The 22598-nt window shown below is 71.8% G+C and carries 22 protein-coding genes; 10 read left to right on the top strand and 12 right to left on the bottom strand.

What is annotated here, in order from left to right; all coding sequences use genetic code 11:
• Positions 1 to 4: 4 nt before the first annotated feature.
• The gene (locus OG371_RS30115; protein ID WP_329058768.1) at positions 5 to 796 is read left to right on the top strand and encodes an alpha/beta fold hydrolase; all 792 of its coding nucleotides are present in this window, start codon (positions 5 to 7) and stop codon (positions 794 to 796) included.
• 503 nt (positions 797 to 1299) lie between these two features.
• Here OG371_RS30115 and OG371_RS30110 read toward each other — a convergent pair.
• Complete coding sequence (locus OG371_RS30110) at positions 1300 to 2502, bottom strand: low temperature requirement protein A (protein ID WP_329058766.1); 1203 nt, start codon at positions 2500 to 2502, stop codon at positions 1300 to 1302.
• Between the two features lie 179 nt (positions 2503 to 2681).
• Between OG371_RS30110 and OG371_RS30105 the strand changes: the two genes are divergently transcribed.
• The gene (locus OG371_RS30105) at positions 2682 to 4064 is read left to right on the top strand and encodes a hypothetical protein (protein ID WP_329058764.1); all 1383 of its coding nucleotides are present in this window, start codon (positions 2682 to 2684) and stop codon (positions 4062 to 4064) included.
• A 46-nt stretch (positions 4065 to 4110) separates the two neighbouring features.
• Here the strand turns inward: OG371_RS30105 and OG371_RS30100 are convergent, their stop codons facing one another.
• The 4 genes from OG371_RS30100 to OG371_RS30085 are packed head-to-tail and all read right to left on the bottom strand — an operon-like array spanning position 4111 to position 8147.
• A complete protein-coding gene (locus tag OG371_RS30100) occupies positions 4111 to 5313 on the bottom strand; it encodes a metal-dependent hydrolase family protein (RefSeq protein ID WP_329058763.1) in 1203 nt (400 codons plus the stop codon).
• Positions 5310 to 6743, bottom strand: a complete 1434-nt coding sequence (locus OG371_RS30095) for a sodium:solute symporter family protein (protein ID WP_329058761.1) — start codon at positions 6741 to 6743, stop codon at positions 5310 to 5312. Before OG371_RS30095 ends, OG371_RS30100 begins: the two co-directional genes overlap by 4 nt.
• Complete coding sequence (locus OG371_RS30090) at positions 6740 to 6943, bottom strand: hypothetical protein (protein ID WP_329058759.1); 204 nt, start codon at positions 6941 to 6943, stop codon at positions 6740 to 6742. Before OG371_RS30090 ends, OG371_RS30095 begins: the two co-directional genes overlap by 4 nt.
• Positions 6944 to 6947: 4 nt before the next feature.
• Complete coding sequence (locus tag OG371_RS30085; protein ID WP_329058758.1) at positions 6948 to 8147, bottom strand: M20 metallopeptidase family protein; 1200 nt, start codon at positions 8145 to 8147, stop codon at positions 6948 to 6950.
• Positions 8148 to 8271: 124 nt separating this feature from the next.
• On the opposite strand from OG371_RS30085, the gene OG371_RS30080 reads away from it, so the two are divergent.
• A complete protein-coding gene (locus OG371_RS30080; protein WP_329058756.1) occupies positions 8272 to 9291 on the top strand; it encodes an Lrp/AsnC family transcriptional regulator in 1020 nt (339 codons plus the stop codon).
• Positions 9292 to 9326: 35 nt separating this feature from the next.
• On the opposite strand, the gene OG371_RS30075 is transcribed toward OG371_RS30080, so the two are convergent.
• The 3 genes from OG371_RS30075 to OG371_RS30065 all read right to left on the bottom strand — a co-directional run bounded on the left by OG371_RS30075 (position 9327) and on the right by OG371_RS30065 (position 12561).
• The gene (locus OG371_RS30075; protein ID WP_329058754.1) at positions 9327 to 10943 is read right to left on the bottom strand and encodes a DUF1996 domain-containing protein; all 1617 of its coding nucleotides are present in this window, start codon (positions 10941 to 10943) and stop codon (positions 9327 to 9329) included.
• A 259-nt stretch (positions 10944 to 11202) separates the two neighbouring features.
• Complete coding sequence (locus tag OG371_RS30070; protein WP_329058752.1) at positions 11203 to 12015, bottom strand: zf-HC2 domain-containing protein; 813 nt, start codon at positions 12013 to 12015, stop codon at positions 11203 to 11205.
• Complete coding sequence (locus OG371_RS30065) at positions 12016 to 12561, bottom strand: sigma-70 family RNA polymerase sigma factor (protein WP_442876186.1); 546 nt, start codon at positions 12559 to 12561, stop codon at positions 12016 to 12018. It lies immediately after the preceding gene.
• Between the two features lie 243 nt (positions 12562 to 12804).
• On the opposite strand from OG371_RS30065, the gene OG371_RS30060 reads away from it, so the two are divergent.
• The 5 genes from OG371_RS30060 to OG371_RS30040 all read left to right on the top strand — a co-directional run bounded on the left by OG371_RS30060 (position 12805) and on the right by OG371_RS30040 (position 16337).
• On the top strand, positions 12805 to 13350 hold the full coding sequence (locus OG371_RS30060) for a hypothetical protein (RefSeq protein WP_329058748.1): 546 nt from the start codon (positions 12805 to 12807) through the stop codon (positions 13348 to 13350).
• Between the two features lie 67 nt (positions 13351 to 13417).
• Complete coding sequence (locus OG371_RS30055; protein ID WP_329058746.1) at positions 13418 to 14116, top strand: DUF4142 domain-containing protein; 699 nt, start codon at positions 13418 to 13420, stop codon at positions 14114 to 14116.
• Positions 14109 to 14717 (top strand): ferric reductase-like transmembrane domain-containing protein, encoded by a 609-nt coding sequence (locus OG371_RS30050; protein WP_329058744.1) that lies wholly within the window; start codon positions 14109 to 14111, stop codon positions 14715 to 14717. The genes OG371_RS30055 and OG371_RS30050 overlap by 8 nt, the downstream gene beginning before the upstream one ends.
• Positions 14714 to 14938 (top strand): ferredoxin, encoded by a 225-nt coding sequence (locus OG371_RS30045; protein WP_329058741.1) that lies wholly within the window; start codon positions 14714 to 14716, stop codon positions 14936 to 14938. The genes OG371_RS30050 and OG371_RS30045 overlap by 4 nt, the downstream gene beginning before the upstream one ends.
• On the top strand, positions 14931 to 16337 hold the full coding sequence (locus OG371_RS30040; protein ID WP_329058739.1) for an NAD(P)/FAD-dependent oxidoreductase: 1407 nt from the start codon (positions 14931 to 14933) through the stop codon (positions 16335 to 16337). Before OG371_RS30045 ends, OG371_RS30040 begins: the two co-directional genes overlap by 8 nt.
• A 166-nt stretch (positions 16338 to 16503) precedes the next feature.
• Here the strand turns inward: OG371_RS30040 and OG371_RS30035 are convergent, their stop codons facing one another.
• Genes OG371_RS30035 through OG371_RS30020 form a run of 4 tightly spaced genes read right to left on the bottom strand, consistent with a single transcriptional unit; the run spans position 16504 to position 20191 of the window.
• A complete protein-coding gene (locus OG371_RS30035; protein WP_329058737.1) occupies positions 16504 to 17655 on the bottom strand; it encodes an acetyl-CoA C-acetyltransferase in 1152 nt (383 codons plus the stop codon).
• Positions 17648 to 18268 carry a TetR/AcrR family transcriptional regulator gene (locus OG371_RS30030; RefSeq protein WP_329073305.1) on the bottom strand — a complete coding sequence of 207 codons (621 nt, stop codon included), beginning with the start codon at positions 18266 to 18268 and terminating at the stop codon, positions 17648 to 17650. The genes OG371_RS30035 and OG371_RS30030 overlap by 8 nt, the downstream gene beginning before the upstream one ends.
• A 22-nt stretch (positions 18269 to 18290) precedes the next feature.
• Complete coding sequence (locus OG371_RS30025; RefSeq protein ID WP_329058735.1) at positions 18291 to 19061, bottom strand: SDR family oxidoreductase; 771 nt, start codon at positions 19059 to 19061, stop codon at positions 18291 to 18293.
• Complete coding sequence (locus OG371_RS30020) at positions 19058 to 20191, bottom strand: acyl-CoA dehydrogenase family protein (RefSeq protein WP_329058734.1); 1134 nt, start codon at positions 20189 to 20191, stop codon at positions 19058 to 19060. The genes OG371_RS30025 and OG371_RS30020 overlap by 4 nt, the downstream gene beginning before the upstream one ends.
• Positions 20192 to 20265: 74 nt before the next feature.
• Here OG371_RS30020 and OG371_RS30015 point away from each other — a divergent pair, with 74 nt between their 5' ends.
• Both OG371_RS30015 and OG371_RS30010 read left to right on the top strand, forming a co-directional pair.
• Positions 20266 to 21771 (top strand): FadD3 family acyl-CoA ligase, encoded by a 1506-nt coding sequence (locus OG371_RS30015; protein ID WP_442876185.1) that lies wholly within the window; start codon positions 20266 to 20268, stop codon positions 21769 to 21771.
• On the top strand, positions 21764 to 22597 hold the full coding sequence (locus tag OG371_RS30010) for an enoyl-CoA hydratase (protein WP_329058732.1): 834 nt from the start codon (positions 21764 to 21766) through the stop codon (positions 22595 to 22597). The genes OG371_RS30015 and OG371_RS30010 overlap by 8 nt, the downstream gene beginning before the upstream one ends.
• The last annotated feature ends 1 nt before the right edge of the window (position 22598 follow it).

The raw sequence follows: 22598 nt of genomic DNA, 5'->3' as shown, positions 1-22598 counted from the left end.
TTGCATGATCCCGGAAAGCCGGTGCCCGATCACGGACGGCGAGCTGCAGGTCCGCGTCGGCGGGGCGGGTCCGCTGCTGCTGCTGATCCCGGGCGGGACCGGCTCGGGCGAGGCGTACCGCGCGCTGCGCAAGCAGCTGGAGACCGACCACACCGTCGTCACTTATGACCGCCGTGGGCATTTCGCCAGCACGGATTCCACCACCGGCCCGGTGCCGGTGTCGGTGCAGGCGGACGACGCGCTCGCGGTGCTCGACCACGTCGGCGCCCCGGCGATCCCGGTGTTCGGCACCAGCGCGGGCGCGCTGATCGGGCTGGACCTGGTGGCGCGGCACCCGGACCGGGTGAGCGTGCTGGTGGCGCACGAGCCGCCCGCGGTCCAGCTGATGCCCGACGCCGCCGGCTGGCTGGCGGCCGCCGCCGAACAGGTGCAGCTGGCCCGTTCGGGTGACCTGATGGGCGCCGTGACCCGGTTCGCCGACGCCATCGCGGGCGCCGCCCTGCCCGACCTGCCGAACCTGCGCCTGCCGAACGAGTCCGACTGGGCCCGCCTGTTCGACCGCGAGCTGACCGAGTTCTTCGATTATTTGCCCGACCTGCGCGCCCTGCGCCGCGCGAGCACCGAGATCCTGCCGGTGGCGGGTGAGGGAAGCCGCGGGCGGTACCACTACCAGCCGGCGCGGATCCTCGCGCTGGAGCTGGGCCTGCCGTTCACCGAGGTACCCGGCTCGCACCTGGCGCCGCAGCGGATGCCGGCGAAGTTCGCGGCCGCACTGCGGGATCTGCTGGCGGGCTGAGCGTCCGCGCGGACGGGTCGGCTCGGTTGCAGCGGATGACGCTTGCACTGCACTGCACTGCACTGCGCGCAGAGAACGGGCCTTCCGGTGCACTCCCACTGCTGCGGCGACCAGCGCTGCCGTTGCAGCGGATGACGCTTCCGCTGCACTGAGCGCAGGCAACGGGCCTTCCGCTGCACTCCCACGCCGCGGAGAACAGCGCCGCCACTGCAGCGGATGACGCTTCCGCCACGCTGAGCGCAGGCAATGGGCCTTCCCCCACACTCTCACCACGGCGGCGACCAGCGCCGCCGTTGCAGCGAATGACGCTTCCGCTGCACTGAGCGCAGGGAACAGGCCTCTCGCTGCACTCCCACCACGGCGGCAAGCAGCGCGGCCACCGCGGCGAATGACGCTTGCGCTGCACTGAGCGCAGGGAAAGCGTCATCCGCTGCAACCGGGCAACCGGGCAACCGGGGGCCCGGGCAACCGGGCAACCGGGCAACCGTGGCCCGGGCAACCGGCTATGCCGGCGGCGCGCCCCGTCCCGCTTCGTCGCGCGCCGAGGCTCGCTGCGCGAAGAACCACCCACCAAGGCCCGCGCCCGCGGCCACTACCAGCAGCCACAGCAACCGGGCCGGGGCCAGACTCCCGCCGAAGAAGCCGATCGCGGCCGGGATCAGCAGGCCGGGGATCAGTACAACGGCGGCCCACCAGCCGCGGCGGCCGGAGCGGAGGCCCGCCAACGCGCCGATCACGGCCAGGGCCGCGACGCAGCCGGCCAGGAGCCAGCGGGTGGAGGCCTCGACGTGTTGGTGCTCGGCGGCCTCGATGGCGTCGCCGAGTCCGGTCGCGAAGGCGGCCAGCAGGCCCGCGACCAGGCCGTGCAGCGGCAGCAGCACTCGTGGGCTCAGCCGGTCCGGGGCGAGGTACGGGATTCCGCCCGAGCCCTCGCGCAGCGCGGCCGCCCACAGCGTCGCGAGCAGGCCCAGCGCGGCGAACACGGTCCAGTACAGCGGGCCGTTCCACTTGGGCGCTCCGGCCATCGCGTCGGTGACCGTCAGCACGCCCTCGCCCAGCACGATGATGGTGAACAGGCCGAGCCGTTCGCCGAAGTGCGCGGTGTCCAGGCGCGCGGCGGTCGGCAGGACGGCCGGGCCGGGGCGGCTCGCCAGCTTGGCCGTGACGTTCTCGGTCAGGCGCTTGCCGGACAGGGTGAAGGTGATCACCAGGTCGACCAGCACGCCGAGCGCCCACAGCCAGTACCGCCACGGGCTGGGCACCCAGATCGACACCAGCCACGGCGTCACGCCGAAGCCGACCTGCGCCACCGGCCAGTCGACGAGCACCCGGACGCCGTCCTCGCGGTGCTCCCAGACCCGGTCCGACAGCACGCGGACGGCGACATAGGCGACGGCGAAGATCTTCGCGTGCTCACCGTGGATGCCCGAAACCGAAGCGGCCATCACCACCAGGCCCGCCATCGCCGCCAGCACCGGCATGGTCTTCGCGGCGCCGCCGACCACGTTGCCGTACACCGTGAAGCACATCCAGGCCGTCCAGAAGGCCAGGAAGCACACCACGTACAGCCCGACGTCCGCCCACGACGTGCTGCCGTGCACCAGGTGGGCGAGCTGGCCCACCCCGGCGACGGCCACCAGGTCGAAGAACAGCTCCAGCCAGGACGCGTGCCGCTCTTCGGCCGGGCCCTCCGCTTTCTCGGTCACGGCGGCGACAGTAGCGGGGCAGATCCGCGGGCGGACCAGCGCGGTCCCGGGTCGCGGGCGGCGCTGACCGTCCACAGTAGAGCGACGGCCGCCGTCACCCGGCCGAGTGGCCGCCGCTGCCGAGCGCCGCGGGCCGGTGTAGGTCTGGGACGTCGCCCGTCCTCGCGAACGGAGAAACCATGCAGCTGGGTCGGGTCGCCGCCGCGGCCGTCCTCCTTGTCACCGGTATGGCCGAGCCCGCCATGGCGGCGCCGCCGGACAGCTCGGCCGCCGCGGTCTCGCAGGCCCTGCGCGACGGGACCCTGGGCGACAACCACACGCTCGACGACCCGTGCGGCGGCGTCCTGCAGGGCCACCAGGTCGACCTCGGCTGCCTCGCGCGGGTGGTCACGCAGGACCGGACGTCGGCGAGCCCGCTCACCACACCGGCGCCCGCGGGCTTCTCCCCCGCCGAGCTGGCGCTCGCGTTCAAGCTGCCGGACCCGGCCACCGGCGCGAAGGGGATGGTGACGATCGTCGGCATCGGCGCGTACCCGGCGCTGGAGGCGGACCTCGGCACCTACCGGAGCGAGTTCGGCCTGCCCCCGTGCACCACGGCGAACGGCTGCCTGAAGATCAGCGACTACCACGGCGGCCCGCCGCTCGCGCCGGACAAGGACCTCGCGAGCGTCGAAGAGTCGTACGCCACCGAGACGGCGCTGGACCTCGACCTGGCTTCGGCCGCGTGCCCCGGCTGCCGGCTCTCGATGGTCCAGATCCCGATGGACGTCACGCGCCTGCTCGGCGCCGTTTTACTGCAGCAGCCCGGCCCGCTCGCCGACGACTTCGGCACGGCGGTGCAGTACGCGGCCGGCCTCGGCTCGAGCGCGGTCAGCATGAGTTACGGCATCCCGACCGATTTGCAGGGCGACTACCTGGGCACCGGCGCCCCGGCCGTCGCCCTGCACCACCCGGGCATGGCGGTGCTCGCCGCTTCCGGCGACCGGGGCTACCTCGGCGGCGCGCAGCTGTGGCCGCAGGAGCTGCCGTGGGTGACGTCGGTCGGCGGGACGTCGCTGACCGGCGCGGGCGGGACGTTCACGCAGCACGCCTGGGGCAGTCTGTTCACCCCGACCGGCGAGCAGCAGCAGCGGTGGGTCGGCGCGGGCAGCGGCTGCGCGCTCGACCTCGGCCCGGCCCAGGGCCAGCCCGCCGCCGTCACGGCGAACTGCAACGGGCACCGGGCCGGCTCGGACGTCGCCGCCGTCGCCGACCCGCTGACCGGCGTCGCCGTCTACCGCAGCTACGCCCCGGCCGGCGGCAAGGCGGGCTGGCTGGTGGCGGGCGGCACCAGCGCGGCCGCGCCGTTCGTCGCGGGCCTCTACGCCCGCGGCGGCCATCTGTCCGGTGTGGACGGTCCGAACACGCTCTACCACGCCCCGGCCGGCAGCATCACCGACATCGCGGCCGGGTCGAACTCCCAGCAGGGCTGCGCGCCGTTCCCGGCCGCCGTCTGCACGTCCGCGCCGGGCTGGGACGGGCCGACCGGGCTGGGCGTGCCGTCCGGACTCGGCGCCTTCTGACTCGTGAGTGTTCATGCCGGTTAGAACCGTCATCAACACTCACGACCTACACAGCGCGCACCCCGTCCTGCCACACCTCCCGGACATTCCCCGCCAACGCCGGAAAGTCATACGCGTCCCCGTCCACCACCACCAAATCCGCGCGGTGCCCCGGAGCCAGCCGGCCGAGGTCGCCGTCCATGCCCAGCAACCGGGCGGACGACGAGGTCGACGCGGCGAGCACGTCGGCCGGGGTCATTCCGCAGGAGCGCATCAGCTCCAGCTCCTCCAGGTTGGTCCCGTGCGGACCGACGCCGCTGTCGGTGCCCATCGCGATGCGGACGCCGGCGGCGACGGCGCGGCGCACGGAATCGGCGTGGACCTCCGCGACCTCCTTCGCCTTCTGTACCACCGCGTCCGGCAAGGCGGCGCCCTTCGCGGCCGCGCGGATCACGTTCACGGGCGCCACCAGGGTCGGCACCAGCCAGGTGCCGTTGACGAGCATCAGCTCGATCGCCTCGTCGTCGAGGTAGATGCCGTGCTCGATCGAGCGGATGCCGGCGCGCACGGCGTTCTTGATGCCCTCCGCGCCCTGGGCGTGCGCCATCACCGCGCGGCCCTGCATTTGCGCCTCGGTGACGAGCACGTCCAGCTCCTCCAGCGTGAACTGCGAGTGCCGCGGGTCGTCGCGCGGCGACAGCACACCACCGGTGGTGCAGACCTTGAGCACGTCCGCGCCCGCGCGCAGCAGCGTCCGGGCGACGCGGCGCATCTCGTCCGGGCCGTCGGCCATCGCGTCGGGGCGGCCGGGGTGCGGCAGCGACAGCGGGACGCAGTGGCCCGAGGGCATCCAACCGTCGCCGTGTCCGCCGGTGGGGCTGATCAGGCCGATCGCGATCTGCAGCCGCGGCCCGGGGATCAGGCCGTCGTCCACCGCCTGCTTGATGCCGAGGTCGGCGCCCGCCGCGTCGCGCACCGTGGTGATGCCGAGCTTCAGCGTGGTCCACAGATTCCGCGCCGCCTCGTAGAACTGGTACGAGAACGGCTTCTGCACCCGCGGCAGCAGCCCGATGTCGGACACGGTCACGTGCACGTGGCAGTCGAACAGGCCGGGCAGCAGCGTCGCGCCGGCGCAATCGACCACGCGGTCGCCGTCGAGGCCCGGGCCGACGTCGACGATCCGGCCGTCCTCGACCACCACGTCCGCCGCGGCCGGCGCGGCGCCGGTGCCGTCGAACACCGAGCCACCCGTGAACACGGTCCTGGTCATACCGTTTCTCCTTGCCTGGCCGGGGTTCCGGGACGGGCGAGCGCCCGCTCCAGCCCGGCCGCGAGCGCGAGCACCACGACGTTCGCGGCCAGCCCGATCAGGCCGACGTTGACCGTGCCGGCGAGTTTCGTGTCGAAGAAGGTCAGCCAGATCACCACGATCTCGCCGACGATCAGCCCGGCGAACACCGGCACCTTGCCGACCGGGACCTTCTTCAGGAAGCCCAGCAGGTTGGCCGGCGCGAGCTGCACCGAGCCGGAATACGTCAGCAGCAACAGGTTCGCCAGCAGGTCCGGCCGGAAGATGCCGAGCACCAGGGCCAGCGCGCTGGCCAGCACGACGGTGCCGTGGTTGATCCAGAACTGCTTGCGCTCCCCGCGCACCCGGGCGATGTTGCGCGCCACGAGCGAGGAGATGCCGATCAGGATGCCCGCCGCGGGCACCATCGCGGTCGCCGTCGCGGCGACCACCACGAGGCCGGTGACCCAGCCGGGCAGCGCGTCCTTGCTCAGCGTCAGCAGCACGCCGTTGGGGTCGCTTCCCTTGGGCACCACCAGGATCGCGGCGAACCCGATGATCATCGGCAGCAGCAGGCACAGCTCGTAGATCGGCATCCAGGCGTAGTTGCGGCGCAGCACCTTCGGGTCGCGCGCGGACATCAGCGCGGGCCAGGTGTGCGGCAGCGTCATCAGCCCGACGCCGATCGCGCTGACCAGCATGCTGGTGATGAACCAGGTCTGGTCGTTCGCGCCGGCGTGGATGAACAGCTTCTCCGGGTGCAGCTGCTCGATCTTGTGGAACACCCCGGACACGCCGCCCGCGAAGTGCGCCGGCACGGCGATGATCAGCACCACCAGGACCACCAGCATGATCGCGTCCTTGAAGTACGAGGTCGCCGCGACCCCGCGCAGCCCCGCCCACAGCACGAACGCGACCACCAGCACGCTGCCCGCCACCATGCTCAGGTTGCCCGAAGCCGTGTCACCGGTGACCAGCCGGACGATCAGGCCGAGGCCGGTGATCTGCAATTGCAGGTACGGCAGCACGAAGACCACGCCCAGCACGGCCGAGAGCGTGCCGAGCGCGCGGCTGGAGAAGCGGTCCTCCAGGAAGTCGCCCTGGGTCAGGTAACCGCGCTCCTTGCCCATCGTCCAGATCCGCTTGGACAGGAAGAACAGGACCACGTAGGCGATCGGCACGTACGGCAGCGCGTACATCGCCGCGACGCCGCCGGAGAAGGCGAGCCCGGCCATGCCCAGGAAGGTGAAGGTGGTGAACACCTCGCCCGCCTGGAGGAACCACATGGTCAGCGCGCCGAACTTGCGGCCGCCGACCGTCCACTCGGCCAGGTCGGCCGCGGGGCGCCGGCGCCCGACGAACCCGAGCACGCCGATCAGCACGATCCCGACGAGGGTGAAGGCGAGGATCATCGGCCGTCCTCCTCGCCCGCGCGCGCCAGCAGGCGCTCGGACAGCAGCAGGGCCGGGGTGAACATCAGGCACCAGAAGCCGCCCCACACCAGCATCTTCGGCATGCCGAGCCACAGCCCGGTGGAGTTGACGAACGGCAGGAACGGCATCAGGACCAGCGCGATCACGGGCAGGATCGGCGGGAGGTGGTAGCTGCGCATGCGCTCACGCTGCCAGAGCGGCGAGCCGTCGGCAGGCCAGCTCGGCCAGCAGGGTGGCGCCGTCGGCCAGCACCGAGTCGTCGAACGCGGCGCGCGGCGAGTGGTTGCCCGGCGCGTGGTCCGGGTCGTCGCCGCGGACCGCGCCCAGGAAGACGAACGCTCCCGGCACCCGCTGGAGCACCCGCGAGAAGTCCTCGGCGCCGGTCATCGGGTTCGGCAGCTCGGTGAAGCGCTCCTCGCCGAAGACCTCGCGCACGGTCTCGGCGATGAACTCGTGCCCCTCGGCGTGGTTGACCGTCAGCGGGTACTCGGGCTCGTACGAGACCTCGACGTCCAGCCCGTGCGCCGCGGCGATGCCCTGGCAGACGCGCAGGACCTCGGCCTTGATCCGGTCGCCGACCTCCAGGTCGAACGAGCGGACGGTCGCCTCGAACACCGCGTCGTCCGGGATCACGTTGCGCCGGGTGCCCGCGTGGAAGCTGCCGACGGTGAGCACCACCGGCTCGAACGCGCTGAAGCCACGGGTCATCCGCGTCTGCAGGGCGGTGACCATCTCGCACGCGGCCGGGATCGGGTCGCGCGCCAGCTCCGGTGACGAGCCGTGCCCGCCCGCGCCGACCACCCGTACCTTCACCGCTTCGGACGCGGCCATCAGCGGCCCCGGACGGCTGGTGAACACCCCGCGCTTGTGCCGTGAAGCGGAGACGTGCAGCCCGTACGCGGCATCGACCGGGCGGCCGGCCGCGTTCAGCACGCCCTCTTCGATCATGTGCCCCGCGCCGTCCCAGCCTTCCTCGCCGGGCTGGAACATGAAGACGACGTCGCCGGGCAGCTGCGCCCGGCGCGCCGACAGCAGCCTCGCGGCGCCGACCAGCCCGGCGGTGTGCAGGTCGTGCCCGCAGGCGTGCATCGCGCCGGGGATCTCGGACGAGAACTCCTCGCCGGACGCCTCCGTCACGGGCAGCCCGTCCATGTCGCCACGCAACAGCACGGTGCCGCCGGGCCCGCCGCCGCCGCGCAGGACCGCGGTGACCGAGCTGAGGCCCCGGCCGATGCTGGTCTCCAGGCCGAGGCCGTCGAGCGCGGCGAGCACCTTCGCCTGGGTGCGCGGCAGGTCGAGGCCGATCTCGGGGGTGCGGTGCAGGTCGCGGCGCAACGCGACCAGTTCGGGGTGCAGGGCGGCGGCGTCGGAGCGCAAGGTCACAGGGGGACTCCCTCGCTGGATCGTCGACATATGCTGGCCCGACGATGATGCGAGGGTCGGACACAACCGCCGCCGGAATCGCGGGAATCCGCCAGAAACCCCGCCCGGAGACGAAGGATCGGCCATGTTGAGCGAGAGCGACCTCAAACTCCTCGACGCGCTGCAGACCGGCCCGCGCACGTCGTGGTCCGTGCTCGGCCGGACGCTCGGGGTCGGCGCCACCACGGCCGCCCGGCGCTGGGACGCACTGGTCGCCCGCGGCGAGGCGTGGCTGACCGCGTACCCGGGCGGCGAGCTGGTCGCGCAGATGGCGCTGGCGTTCCTGGAGATCGACTGCGCGCCCGGGGAAGCGTTACGGGTGGCGCGGGTGCTGGCGGCCGACCCGCACGTGGCGACCGTCGAGTACCTGGCCGGGCACTGCGATCTGCACGTCCACCTGGTGGCGCCGACGCTGCGCGCGATCTCCGACTACGCGGTCCACCGGCTGGCGACGCTGCCCGGCGTGGTGTCGGCGCGGACGGTGGTGTCGCCGCGGCTGTTCACCGAGGGCAGCCGCTGGCGGGTGCGGGCGATCTCGCCGGACCAGCGGGAGGCGCTCGCCGCGCCGGTCACGCGCCCGTCCTCGCCGCTGCGGTTCGGTGAGCTCGACCACACGCTGATCCTGGCCCTGGGTGAGGACGCCCGGATTTCGGCGGCCGCGCTGGCCCAGCGGCTGGGCGTCGGGGCGAGCACCGTGCTGCGCCGCCTGGACGCGCTCGTCTCCCGCGGCGCGGTCCGGCTGCGCTGCGAAATCGCCCGCCCGCTCTCCCCCGCGCCCGTGACGGCGATGCTGTGGCTGCGCGTGCCGCCGGACAAACTGGAGACGACCGCGCGGTCCCTGGCGATGCTGCCGGAGGTCCGGATGTGCGCCGCCATCAGCGGGGCGGCGAACCTGATGCTGGTGGTCTGGCTCAACACGCAGCACGACACGATCCCGTTGGAGAGCTCGCTGGCCGCGAAACTGCCGTGGCTGGAGATCGTGGACCGTGCCGTGACGCTGCGGGGAGTGAAGCTGATGGGCCACCTGCTGGACGACGCCGGCCTCGCCGCGGGCCGGGTGCCGCTGGACTTCTGGGCCCTCGTGAAGACTCGTGAGTGTTCATGACGGTTCTAACCGTCATGAACACTCACGAGTCCTTCTCAGTTCTGGCAGCGTTTGCCGGTGTTGATGCAGGAGACCACCCGGCTCATCTGCGACTGGGTCATCACGTTGGCGAAGTCGTCGTGGTCCGAGCGAGGGTTGTGCTTCTCCTCCGGGAATGAGTCCACTTTGTACTGACCTTTGACCTGGACGTCGTGCGGGATCTTGTACACCAGAGTGATCTTCAGCTGGGGCACGGCCTTGAAACCGGCCTTGCAGTTGCCGCTCGCGTCGGAGAAGACGATGTGGGTCCGGTGGTTCGCGCTGTCGATGTCCTTGCCGTCCCAGCAGTTCGGGAACGCGTGGATGCGCTCGACGTTGCTGCCCTGCGGGCAGATCGGGTAGTGGTCGGTGAGCCGGTCTTCGAAGCCGGTGCAGGTCCAGCTCGCCTTGGCGTTCGCCGGACCGTTCGCGGCTTCCTTGGCGTCGCCGTACAGCACGCGCAGGAAACGGGGCATGGCAACGACTTTGCGCGCGCCGCCGCTGCCGAACGACAGCTTCGCGGACACCACGCGCTGGATGTCGCCGTCGTTGCCCGCCACCTCGTTCTGGCCGTTCACACCGGGCAGCGCGGCCACGGCGCCGTTGTTCTGGTCCTGCTGTTGCTGCGCGGCGCTTTCGCCCTGGCTGACATCGCTGTTGGCACCACCGTTGTCGAGGCCCGCGCTCTGCTGGTCCTGCACCGCGCAGGTGGTCAAGGCCGTGGTGTCGCCGGGTTTCGCGCCCTGCTTGGCGATCGCGTCGGAGATCTTGCCCAGTGAGGTGGCACGCTCGCCCTTCACCTGGTCCAGCACCGTCGGCGGGGCCTGGCCCTGCGCGACCTGCTGATCGGCCTGGTCGACCTGGGCGTCCATCGCGTCGAGTTCGGTGTTCACCTGGTCCAACGCGGCGTCGGGCACCTCGGGCAGGGTGCTCGCGACGTCCGGGCAGTCGATGTGGGGCTGGGCCGCGTCTTTCGCGGCAGCCGCCCGGTCGGCGGCGACGTTCTGGCCCTGCGGCGCGGCTGCGTTCCCAGCGGCAGCGGGGTCAGTGGAAGCGGCGATGCTGGAAGCCGGGTCGGAGGAGGCTGGGTCCGTGGAAGCAGGGTCGGACGAAGGGGTGTCCGTCGAAGCGGCGGTGCTGGAAGCGGCGGAACTCGGTGCGGCGTCGGCAGAAGCACCTTCGTTGTCGTTGGTGTCGATCCGCACCACCGGCCAGTAGTAAGTGGACTTGTCGCCGTTCTTGCACGTAGTACCGGCCTTCGCCAGGCTCTCGTTGGTGGAGTCGGCGTTGGTGGAGAGGTTGCCGACGTAGTCGTGCAGGTGCTGGGCGCCGTTGCGGACGCCGGGCTGGGCGATGAAGTTGTCCGGGTTGAAGTGACCGTTCTCGTTCCGTCCACAATCGACGGTGAAGGTGCCGCGGGCGCCCCGGTCCTGGTTCCGGCCGACGTTCGCCCCGCGGGGAACCTTGGTGATGTCCAGGAAGAACGACTTGTCGGCCGGGTCCGCGCCGGCCTGTCCCGGCCGGCCCGACGTGGCGATCACCGTCAGCGCGCCGAGCGCGACCGCCAGGCCGAGCGCGCCGGTGACGATCTTCGTCCGTTTCGCCGGACGATGGCGTGAAAGATCACGGGTCATGAAGCTGTTCACCTCGTTCGTTTCGCCGGGCGCGCCGAAACCGGCCGCGGCCCGGACCGGAACTACCGACAATTCGAGGTCGATACGCACGGCACCCGGGGAGGGAAACCGGAGGTTTCCGGTGCCGGCACTGGGTAATACGGACCGACAGCGCAGACGGTTCACATTGAGATCTGCGCGTTATCCGTTCGTTATCAAGCAAGAGTGAACGAACGCCGGGCCACCAGACCGGAAACCCTTGGGCGAACAGGGATTCCGGTCAGCGGGTGATCGAGGCGAGCAGCGCGCCGTCGGCCGAGCGCACCTCGAAGCGCGTGATGTCCTTGTCCGCCAAGTAAGTTCCGCCGCTGACGTGCAGTGGCGCCGGCGAGCCCGGGATGCCGTAACCCTTCGCCGGCACGGACCAGCCGACCACGGTGCGGATGGCCCCGTCGGACGCGATGGCGAGCAGTTCGCAGTCGGCCGGGCCGGCGACGCCGCCCAGCTCGAGGTCGACCGAGCTGCCCCACTCCTGCGGGGTCACGGTCACGTGCGCGGTCAGCACGAAGCCGCCGCCGGTCCGGCCGGACGAGGGTCCGCCGCCCGGCGCCGACGCCGCGGACAAGGATTCTGTTGACGGAGATACGGCTGCCGGAGATCCCGAACCCGGGGGCGCCGCGGTCGGCGACACCGACGGCGCCGCCACGGAAGCCGGTGCCGCAATGCTCACCGACGGCCCGGCCGCGTCGGCCGGGCGCACCGCGAGCGTGACGACCGGGCCGGCCACCACGAGCACCGCGGCCGCGGCGAGCAGCGCGACCCGATGCCGTCGCTTCCGCTTCGCCTCGGCCATCAGCGTCCGCAGCACCCGCGGCCCGGGGGCCAGTGCGCGGCCGCCGGGCGCGAGGACCGGCGGGTCCGGCCAGTTCTTCTTCACCAGGTCGAGCACGTCGGGCAGCCGGTGCAGCTCGACCAGGTCGAGCTGACAGTCCGGGCAGCCCATGAGGTGCTCCTCGAACCGCGCGCTGTCGGCCTCCCCGAGCACGCCGAGCACATAGGCGGCGATGTCGGTGTGGGCAGCCCCGGCCGGCATTTAACGCAGCGCCTTCCGCAGTGCGCGGACGGCGTGGTGGATCCGCGACTTCACGGTGCCCGGCGGCACACCCAGCGCGGCCGCGACCTCGTTCACCGTGCGGTCCTTCAGGTAGGTCTGCTGCACCGCCTCCCGCTGTTCGGGAGACAGTCCTTGCAACGCGGCGTAAATGATCATGGCGGCCACCGTCTTGTCCGACTCGTCGGGCAGCACGATGGCGTCGGACTCGATCTCCGCGAGCTCCTGCGGCCGCGCATTGCGGCTGCGCCAGCCGTCGATGACCGTACGCCGGGCAACGGTGAAGAGCCAGGCGCGCAGCATCGCCGGTCGGCGGTCGAGCTTGTCCGCGTTCCGCCATGCCTTGATCAGCGTCTCCTGCACCACATCCTCGGCCCATTGGCGGTCGTGCCCGGTCAGGCCCAGCGCGAACCCCATCAGGGCTCCGCCGAACTCTTGGTACAGCGCTTTTGCCAGGTCTTCGTGATGACCGCGTGATTCGTTTTCATGATCGTCCGTAAGGCGCAGCGTGCGATTGTGCCGTCCCACGCCGCACATCTTTGTGCGCACGGACCGCTACGTCCAGTACCAAAATCGCGGGCCCGGTCACCGAAACTTTTTTGAACCGTTTCCGGTCCGTGTCCGTATCCCCCCTCGAAGACCCCGACAAGCGTTGTCCCCCCGCAACGCCCCGCATTCACCTTGGGCTTACTGTCCACAGTGGATCAACTGCGCCCTTTTCCCGTCGTTCCCCCGGCGACGGGGCGCGGTTCCGCCCCCTGGAGGAAAGCCGTGAACCGCTTGATCCGCGCGGCGGCCCCGACCGCCGCCGGCTTCGCCGCTCTGGTTGTGTTGACCGGATGTCAGTCCGGCGGCGGCTACCCCGCACCCGCCGCAATGGACTCGATGAGCATGCAGATGCCCGCCGACGCCACCGGCCCGGCCCAGGCCGCCCTGCGCGCCGCCCGCCCGTTCGACCTCGGCCCGATGGTGGTCGACGGCAGCGGGTTCACCGTGTACCGCTACGACCGCGACACCGCCGCCCCGTCCCGTTCCGCCTGTGACGATGCGTGTGCGGAGAAATGGCAGCCGGTCCGCGCGAGCAGCGAAGTCGCGCTCAGCGGCATAGACCGGAAACTGGTCGGCAGCCTCACCCGGCGTGACGGCACGGACCAGGTGACCCTCGGCGGCTGGCCGCTGTACCGCTTCACCGGCGACCAGATGCCGGGCCAGACCGCGGGCCAGGGCAACGACGGCGCCTGGTTCCCGCTGACCCCCGAAGGCCACAAGATCCAGACCACCACCGATACCTGGCGGGCCGATGCCTTCCGGATCTGACCCATCCCCCGATCCGGCCACCAGCCCGCCCCCGACCCGACCTGCCCGACCCGCCCGCCTCGCTCGCGTGCTGCTCATCGCGTTCGGCGTGCTCGCGCTCTTGTGGCCTGCGCCCGCGTTCGCCCAAAGCACCCCACCCGGGGTCGACGCGGGTGACCAGCTGCTGCTCACGAAGGTGCGCCAGGCCGGGCTCTGGGAGATGCCGGCCGGCCGGTGGGCCGAGACCCGCGGCGCCGGCCCCCAGGTGAAAGCGGTCGGCGAGGCGCTGATGGTCGACCACGGCCGGATCGACGTGCTGACCCGGCAGCTGGCCGCCAAGCTCGGCGTCGCGCTGCCCGACGAGCCTTCGGCCGAGCAACAGGGCTGGCTCAAGGAGCTGCAGACCGCGGCCACGCCACAAGATTTCGACCGCATCTTCGCCAACCGGCTGCGCGCGGCGCACGGCCAGGTGTTCGCCATCATCGCGTCGGTCCGCGCCGGCACGCGAAACCCGGAGATCCGGAACTACGCCACCGTCGCCAACCAGGCCGTGCTGCGGCACATGACGCTGCTCGAGAGCACCGGGCTCGTCGACTACTCCGCGCTGCCGCAGTCGTCCGGGTCCACCACCGCGGCCCCCGCGGGCGCCGCGCTCGACCTGCGCACCACGGACATCCTCACCGCCGCGGTCGTGGCCCTGCTGCTCGGCGGCGCCACGACGTTCGGGGTGCGCTACGTGAAGTCCGGCCGCCGGCTTCGCCCGAAATCAGGAGAAAGCCATGGTTGACGCCCTCCACCAGGCGGTGACCACCCTCGCGCAGCAGAGCACCGACACCGCCGCCCGGGGCGTCACCGCCCTTTCCGCCCGGCTCTCGTACGCGTTCATGTGCCTCACGCTCAGCTGGGGCGTGCTCACCGCCACCGGCTGGGTGCGCTCGGTCACCGGCCGCAAAGCCCTGCGCAGCGGGCACATGGTGCTCGCCACGCTGACCCTGGCGTTCGGCACGCTGCACGCGCTGACCTTCCTGTACCTGACCGTGAACCCGTTTTCCCTGGCGTACCTGAGCATCCCGTTCATGCCGGGCACGCTCGCCCGGCACACGTTCGGGATCGTCGGGCTGGAGCTGATGCTGGCCATCGCGCTCACCGCGTGCGTCCGGCGGTGGACCTCCTACCGCCGCTGGCTGTGGCTGCACCGGCTCGCGTACCCGGCCGTCGCGCTGACCGCGCTGCACGCGTTCTTCGGCGCGGTCGCGAACGGGCACCTGTCGGTCGTCTGGCTCGGCGGCATCACGCTGGCGGTGCCCGCCCTCACCCTGGCCCTGCTCCGGTTCCTGCCGCCGCGGACGCTGGAGCGGATCGGCCTCGTCGAGGAGCAGGTCGCGTGAAGCGCCCCGGAAGCACGCCCCGGGTCACCGTCGACCACGACCGTTGTGAGCTGTACGGGTTCTGCGCGGCCGACGCGCCCCGGCTCTTCGAGCTCGGCCAGGACGGCCGGCTCCACTTCCGCAAGCGCCTGCTCGGCGCGGACGACCTGGACCAGGCGATCGCCGCCGCCCGGGTCTGCCCGGCCCAGGCGGTCGTACTGAGAGGGGATTTCGATGGCTGACGGCGACCGGATCGTCATCGCCGGGGCGGGTGTGGCCGGCCTGCGCTCCGCGGAACGGCTGCGGGAAATCGGCTTCGACGGCGAGATCGTGCTGGTGGGCGACGAGCCCCGCCGCCCGTACCACCGGCCGATGGTCTCGAAGCAGCTGGTGACCGGCGCGGTGCGGCCGAACGACGTGTCGTTGCGCGCCTACCGCGACCTGGACGTGCACTGGCGGCTCGGCACCCGGGCCACCTGGCTCGACACCGTCGAGCGGGTCGTGCACCTGCCCGGCGGCGAGCCGCTCTGGTACGACGGGCTGATCCTGGCCACCGGCGTCGTGCCGCGGCACCTGCCCGGCTCGCCGCGCCACGACCCGCGGGTGCGGGTGCTGCGCACGATCGACGACTCGATCGCCGTGCGCCGCTGCCTGGACGCGAGCAGCAAGCCCGCGGTGGTCATCGGCAGCGGCCTGATCGGCTGTGAGTTCACCGCGAGCATGCGGCACCTCGGCCGTGACGTGACGTTGGTCAGCGACAGCAGCGCGCCGTTGCACCGCTTCGGCGAACGCATCTCGAGCGGCGTGGCGGACCTGCACCGGCAGCACCGCGCGCGGCTTTCGATGAAAACCGAGGTGCGCCACTGGATCAGCACCAAGGACGCGGTCGGGCTGCACCTGACGAACAACAAGCTGCTCGTGGCGAGTGTGGTGGTGCTGGCGATCGGCAGCGTCCCGGCCGTCGACTACCTGCGCGGCTCCGGCCTCGACACCTCCGACGGCGTGCTGTGCGATCCGGCGCTGTTCGCCGAGGGCGCGGCCGACGTCGTGGTCGCCGGGGACCTCGCGCGCTGGCCGAACCTGCGCTTCGACGAGGTTCCCCGCCGCGTCGAGCACTGGATCAACGCGGTGGAGTCGGCGCGCGCGGCGGCGGAAAACCTGCTGGCGGGCCGGTCTTCGGCCGAACCGTTCACGCCACTGCCACGGGCCTGGTCCTCGCTGTACGACGTGCGCTTGCAGACGGCGGGCCTGCCCGCGCTCGGCGACGACACTGTCCCGTTGGCCGGCGGCATCACGGGATACCTGCGCGGCGGCGAACTCGTGGGCATCTGCGGCTGGGACAAGCCGCGCGCGATGCTCCACTGGACCGCCGAGCTCGAGCGGCGTCTGCCAGTGCCCGAGTACACCTACACCGCGATCGACGAGCGCGGGTTCGACGGTGGTTTCGGCAATGGCTTCGACAGCGGGTTCGACGGTGGGTTCGAGACCGAGTTCGAGCTGTCGTTCAACCCGGGCCTGGAACACAGCTCGCTGGACGGCCCGCGCATCGGCACGGCCGAGTTCGAGGCCCAGTTCGAGAGCCAGTTCGCCGCCGACGCGCCCACCGGATCGATGCCGTCCTGGTCCGAGCCGGTGGGCTGAATCCGGGGCGAGGCCGCGCGCGGCGGCCACGCCCCCACCCCGGTCACCACACCGCCCTCGCGGCTGGCGGTGTGGTGACCGGCCCAGCTGTGCTCTGAAGGCCACCATGAGAGACGTAGATGCCCTCAAGGTGGCCTTCAGAGCATCAGGGAGTCCTCGCTCGTGGTCAGAGCCGCTCGATGATCGTGACGTTCGCGGTGCCGCCGCCCTCGCACATGGTCTGCAGGCCGTACCGGCCGCCGCGCCGTTCCAGCTCGTGCAGCAGCGTGGCGAACAGCTTCGTGCCGGACGCGCCGATGGGGTGGCCGAGCGCGATCCCGCCGCCGTTGACGTTCACCCGCTCCGGGTCCGCGCCGGTCTCGTCGAGCCAGGCGAGCACCACACTCGCGAACGCCTCGTTGACCTCGAACAGGTCGATGTCACCGATCGTCAGCCCGGTCTTGCGCAACGCGTGCGCGGTCGCGGGGATCGGGCCGGTGAGCATCCACACGGGATCGGCGGCGCGCACGGACAGGTGGTGGATCCGAGCGCGCGGCTTGAGCCCGTGCTCTTTCACGAAGGCCTCGGACGCGAGCAGGGTCGCGCTGGCGCCGTCGGAGATCTGGCTCGCGACCGCCGCGGTGAGCCGCGAGCCCTCGCTCAACGGCTTCAGCGCGGCCATCCGCTCCAGGCTGGTGTCGGGCCGCGGTCCCTCGTCGGTGCGGAATTCGCCGAACGGCGCGATTTCGGCGTCGAAACGGCCGTGGGCGATGGCGTCCAGCGCGCGCTTATGGCTGCGCAGCGCGAACTCCTCCATCGCGGCGCGTGAGATGTCCCAGTGCGCGGCGATCATGTCCGCGCTCTTGAACTGCGAGACCTCCACCCCGCCGTAGCGCTCCTGCCAGCCCTTCGAGCCGGAAAACGGGTCGGGGAAGCCGTACTCGCGCCCGGCCAGCATCGCCGCGCTGATCGGGATCGCCGTCATGTTCTGCACTCCGCCGGCCAGCACCAGGTCCGCCGTGTCGCTGAGCACGGCCTGCGCGGCGAAGTGCACGGCCTGCTGGCTGGAGCCGCACTGACGGTCCACGGTCACGCCCGGCACGTGGTTCGGGAACCCGGCGGCGAGCCACGCGGTGCGCGCGAGGTTGCCCGACTGCGGGCCGAGCGTGTCGACACAGCCGAGGATCACGTCGTCCACCAGCGCCGGGTCCACGCCCGCGCGCTCGACGACCGCGCGGATCACGTGCGCGCCCAGGTCCGCCGGGTGCACCCCGCCGAGCGCGCCGCCGCGGCGGCCGACGGGGGTTCGGACGGCGTCCAGCACAAAGGCCTCAGCCACGGCTCCTCCGTTTCTTCGCGGCGCCTGCGGGGACGGCGATACCCTCCAGCAGGATGCCGAGGTACTGCTCGGCGACGTCGTGCGCGGACAGCGCGCCGTCCGGGTTGTACCAGCGGACCGCGACCCACACCGTGTCGCGGATGAACCGGTAGACCAGCTCGACGTCGAGGTCCGGCCGGAACACCCCGCCCGCGACCCCGTCGGTGAGGATCCCGTTCCACAGCTTGCGGAACTCGGCGTTGCGGTCGTTCAGGTAGGCGAAGCGCGGCAGCGCCATCAGGTGCTTGGCCTCGCTCTGGTAGATCGCCACCTCGGCCGGGCGCCGGTGGATGGACTCGAACGAGGCGACCACCACCGCCTCCAGCGTCTCGCGCGGCGGCAGGCCCCGCCCGACGATTTCGCCGTACGCGCCGAAAAGCTCGTCCAGGAAGCCGGTGAGGATCTCGTCGGCCATCGACTCCTTCGAGTCGAAGTGGTGGTAGAGGCTGCCGGACAGGATGCCGGCGGCGTCGGCGATGTCGCGGACGGTCGTGGACACGTAACCGCGGTCGGCGAACAACCGCGCGGCGAGCGCCAGCAGCTCGGCGCGCCGGGATCCGGGGGCGTTTTTCACGACTGGGCTCACTGAGGCGACCTCACGCATGCTGGGCACTCACGGACACGACCTCGCCGGTGAGGTACGAGGCGTACTCACTGGCGAGGAACACCATCACATTCGCCACCTCCCACGGCTTCGCCGCCCTCCCCGACACCTCGCGCGCGGTCAGCTCGGCCAGCACCTCGTCGCTGGTCACCTTGGCCAGGAACGGGTGCATCGCCAGGCTCGGCGCCACGGCGTTGACCCGCACGTCGTACGGCGCGGCGTCCACCGCGGCGCACCGGGTCAGCGCCATCACCCCGGCCTTGGCCGCCGCGTAGTGCGCCTGCCCGGCCTGCGCGCGCCAGCCGAGCACGGACGCGTTGTTGACGATCGCGCCGCCGGTCCCCTGCTCGGCGAACCGGCGCAGCGCGGCGCGGGTGGCGCGGAAGGTGCCGTTCAAGGTGACGTCGAGGACCCGCGACCACTCCTCGTCTGACATCTCCAGCAGCGAGCAGGTGCCGCCGAGGCCGGCGTTGTTGATCAGCACGTCGAGCCGGCCGAAGTGCTCGACCGTGCTGTCGACCAGGTGCTGGACGTCTTCCTCCTGGGTGACGTCGCACGGGACCGCGTGGACCTCACCGCCCAGCTCTTCGGCCGTTTCCCGCAGGCGCCGCTCGTGCCGATCGCTGACGACCACCCGCGCGCCCTCCTCCAGGCACCGCTTCGCGGCGGCCGACCCGATGCCCGTCCCGGCGGCCGCGGTGACCACCACGACCTTGTCCCGCAACAGGTTCGCGCCCTCGGGGTACTTTCCGACACTGATCACGGACGGGCCTCCCTCGGCAGGCCGAGCACCCGCTCGGCGATGACGTTGCGCTGGATCTCGTCGGAGCCGCCGTAGATCGTGTCGGCTCGCGAGAACAGGAAAAGCCGTTGCCACGCGTCGAAGCCGTCCGGCGCGACGAGGCCAGAGGCTCCGCGCACCAGCATGGCCAGTTCGCCCAGCCTCCGATGCCAGCCCGCCCAGACGAGCTTGACCACACTGGCCGCGCCGGGTCCGCTGTCGCCGAGCGTGCGGACGGCGTGCGCGCGCAGCACTTCCAGCCCGACCCACGCGCGGTTCAGCTGTTCGGCGATGTGCGGGTCTTCCGCCGCGCCGTTTTCCTCAGCGAGCCGGCACAGCGCTTCCAGCTCACGGCGGAAGCCGATCTGCTGGCCGAGCGTGGCCACCCCGCGTTCGAAGCCGAGCAGCCCCATCGCGACCCGCCAGCCGTCGCCGGGCTCGCCGACCACCTCGGCCGTGCGGGCACGGTCGAAGAAGACCTCGTTGAACTCGGCGGTGCCGGTGAGCTGCCGGATCGGCCGGACGTCGACGCCGTCCTGGCGCATCGGCACGAGCAGGAAGCTGAGGCCGTGGTGGCGCTTCGAGCCGGGCTCGGTGCGGGCCAGCACAAAACACCAGTCGGCGACGTGCGCGAGCGAGGTCCACACCTTCTGCCCGGTGACCACCCACTCGTCGCCCTCTTGACGGGCCGAGGTCGACACCGCCGCGAGGTCCGAGCCCGCACCCGGCTCGGAGTAGCCCTGGCACCACAGCTCCTCGACGGCGAGGATCTTCGGCAGGAACCGGCGTTGCTGCGCCTCACTGCCGAACGCGATGAGGGTGGGGCCGAGCAGCTCCTGGCCGAGGTGGCTGACGCGCGCGGGGGCGTCGGCGCGGGCGTACTCCTCGTGGAAGACGACCTGTTCGTCGAGCGTCGCGCCGCGGCCGCCGTGCCGCTCGGGCCAGCCGATGCCGTTCCAGCCGGCGGCGCCCAGCTTTCGCTCCCACGCCCGGCGTTCCTCGAACGCCTCGTGCTCGCGGCCCGGCCCGCCCAGGCCCTTGAGCGCCGGGTCGAGGTGCTCGGCCAGCCAGGCCCGGACTTCAGTGCGAAAGTCGGCGCTGGGTTCGTCCATCGGTCCTCCTCTGGCCTCGGGGCTCGTCGGTAGGTTACCCTACCAAGCACTTGCTAGGGAGGTTTGCGATGCCGCTGTCCGAGCCGACCGTCCCGGCGGCGCTGGACGCGGTCGCGGACCGGTACCCCACGGGTGAAGCCGTGGTGGACGGTGCCGTGCGGCTGACCTGGGCCCAGTTGCGCAGCCGGGTCCGCCAGTGCGCGAACTTCCTGGCGGCACAAGGCATCCGGCCCGGCGCGCGGGTCGCGGTCAACTCCCCCAACACCTGGCACTGGGTGGTCGCCGGCCTCGGCGCGCTGTACGCGGGCGCGACGCTGGTGCCGGTCAGCACCCGGTTCACCGCGCGTGAAACGCAGGACATCCTCACCCGGGCGGGCGTGTCGGCGTTGGTGATCACCGGCCGTTTCCTCGGCGCCGACCGGCTTTCCGCCCTCGGCTCGCTGCCGCCGACGGTGCTCCGGGTGCCGGTGGAAGGTCCCGAGGAGCCGGTTCCGGGTGTCACGGAATGGTCCGCGCTGGAGGGCTTTCCCGACGACTTCACCGCGACGGTCAGCCCGGACGACGTCAGCGACATCCTGTTCACCTCGGGCACCACGGGCCGCAGCAAGGGAGCGATGAGTTCGCACCGGCAGGCGCTCGGCGTCGCGGCGGCGTGGGCCTCGTGCGGCGAGCTGGCCGAGCGCGACCGGTATCTCGTGGTGAACCCGTTTTTCCACAGTTTCGGTTACAAGGCCGGGATTCTGGCCGCGGTGCTGACCGGTGCGACGATCCTGCCGCAACGCGTGTTCGAAGCCCGCGAGACGCTGCGGCTGATCCAGGACGAGCGGATCAGCGTGCTGCCCGGCGCGCCGACGATCTACCAGGTGCTGCTGGACACGCCGGAGCGCGCGGCCGCGGACCTGTCGAGCCTGCGCCTGGCCGTCACGGGCGCGGCGACGGTGCCGGTCGCGCTCGTCGAGCGGATGCGCGCCGAGCTGGGCTTCGAGACCGTGCTGACCGCGTACGGGCTGACCGAGGCCGTGGTCGCGACGATGAGCCGCCCCGAAGACCCGCCCGACGTGGTGGCGCGCTTCGCCGGCCGCGCGACGGCGGGTTTCGAAGTACGCCTTGGCGACCGCGACGAAGTACTGCTGCGCGGCCCGAACGTGATGCTGGGCTACCTCGACGACCCGGACGCCACCGCGTCGGCGATCGACCCGGACGGCTGGCTGCACACCGGCGACGTCGGCGAGTTGGACCCGCGCGGCTACCTGCGGATCACGGACCGGCTGAAGGACATGTACGTCTGCGGCGGGTTCAACGTCTACCCCGCCGAGGTGGAGCAGGTGCTGGCGTGGCACCCGGACGTCGCGGAGTCGGCGGTTGTCGGTGTGCCGGACGCGCGGTTGGGCGAGGTCGGCCGTGCGTACGTGGTGCCGAGGCCGGGACGTCGTCCGTCCACAGAGGATCTGCTGGCGCACTGCCGGGAGAGCCTGGCGAACTACAAGCTGCCGCGTTCGGTGGCGCTCCGGGCGGAGCTGCCGCGGAACCCGGCGGGCAAGGTTTTGAAACGAGTGCTGCGGGAGGAAAACGATGGCTGAGGTCGCCTACGAGCGGCGCGGACCGGTCGCGATCGTCACGATGAACAGGCCGGAGTACCGCAACGCCCAGAACTCGGCGATGACCTACGCCCTCGACGACGCCTTCACCCGCGCCGTCTCGGACGACGCCGTGAAGGTGATCGTCCTGGCCGGCGCGGGCAAGCACTTCTCGGCGGGCCACGACATCGGTTCCCCGGGCCGCGACGCGGACGCCTCGTTCGACCGCCGCGCGGTGACCTGGTGGGACCACGTCGGCGCGGCCGGCGCGGACCAGCGCTTCGCCCGCGAATCCGAGGTGTACCTGGGAATGTGCCGCCGCTGGCGCGAGCTCCCGAAGCCGACCATCGCGAGTGTGCAGGGCGCGTGCATCGCGGGCGCCCTGATGCTCGCCTGGGTCTGCGACCTGATCGTCGCCTCGGACGACGCGTTTTTCGCCGATCCCGTGGTCCGCATGGGCATCCCGGGTGTGGAGTACTTCGCGCACCCGTGGGTCCTCGGCCCCCGCGCGGCGAAGGAGGTGCTGTTCACAGGTGAGCGTTTCAGCGCGGAGCAGGCGCTGGCGTGGGGCATGCTGAACCGGGTGGTGCCGCGGTCCGAGCTGGAGGCGGAAACTCTGGCGCTGGCGGAGAAAATCGCCGAGATGCCACGGTTTGGCTTGGCGCTGGCGAAAAAGGCGGTCAATCAGGCGGAGGACCTGATGGGCTTGCGCTCGGGCATGGACTCGGCGTTCGCCCTCCACCACCTGGGCCACTCGCACAACGCCGAAACCACCGGCGATTCGCTGGCCGGTCAGGACGCCCGCTCGATGCGTGGCCCGAGGGCGTGAG

Origin of the sequence: Amycolatopsis sp. NBC_01480 (assembly GCF_036227205.1) — a bacterium.
Taxonomy (GTDB): Bacteria; Actinomycetota; Actinomycetes; order Mycobacteriales; family Pseudonocardiaceae; genus Amycolatopsis.
This window is presented reverse-complemented; position numbering and strand designations above follow the sequence as displayed.

Bases quoted from the DNA above. Each gene is read 5' to 3' on its own strand.
- OG371_RS30040 (WP_329058739.1), top strand. From the start codon at position 14,931: ATGGCTGACGGCGACCGGATCGTCATCGCCGGGGCGGGTGTGGCCGGC.
- OG371_RS30020 (WP_329058734.1), bottom strand. From the start codon at position 20,191: ATGGACGAACCCAGCGCCGACTTTCGCACTGAAGTCCGGGCCTGGCTG.
- OG371_RS30100 (WP_329058763.1), bottom strand. From the start codon at position 5,313: ATGACCAGGACCGTGTTCACGGGTGGCTCGGTGTTCGACGGCACCGGC.
- OG371_RS30115 (WP_329058768.1), top strand. From the start codon at position 5: ATGATCCCGGAAAGCCGGTGCCCGATCACGGACGGCGAGCTGCAGGTC.
- OG371_RS30010 (WP_329058732.1), top strand. From the start codon at position 21,764: ATGGCTGAGGTCGCCTACGAGCGGCGCGGACCGGTCGCGATCGTCACG.
- OG371_RS30050 (WP_329058744.1), top strand. From the start codon at position 14,109: ATGGTTGACGCCCTCCACCAGGCGGTGACCACCCTCGCGCAGCAGAGC.
- OG371_RS30095 (WP_329058761.1), bottom strand. From the start codon at position 6,743: ATGATCCTCGCCTTCACCCTCGTCGGGATCGTGCTGATCGGCGTGCTC.
- OG371_RS30075 (WP_329058754.1), bottom strand. From the start codon at position 10,943: ATGACCCGTGATCTTTCACGCCATCGTCCGGCGAAACGGACGAAGATC.
- OG371_RS30080 (WP_329058756.1), top strand. From the start codon at position 8,272: ATGTTGAGCGAGAGCGACCTCAAACTCCTCGACGCGCTGCAGACCGGC.
- OG371_RS30105 (WP_329058764.1), top strand. From the start codon at position 2,682: ATGCAGCTGGGTCGGGTCGCCGCCGCGGCCGTCCTCCTTGTCACCGGT.
- OG371_RS30090 (WP_329058759.1), bottom strand. From the start codon at position 6,943: ATGCGCAGCTACCACCTCCCGCCGATCCTGCCCGTGATCGCGCTGGTC.
- OG371_RS30070 (WP_329058752.1), bottom strand. From the start codon at position 12,015: ATGCCGGCCGGGGCTGCCCACACCGACATCGCCGCCTATGTGCTCGGC.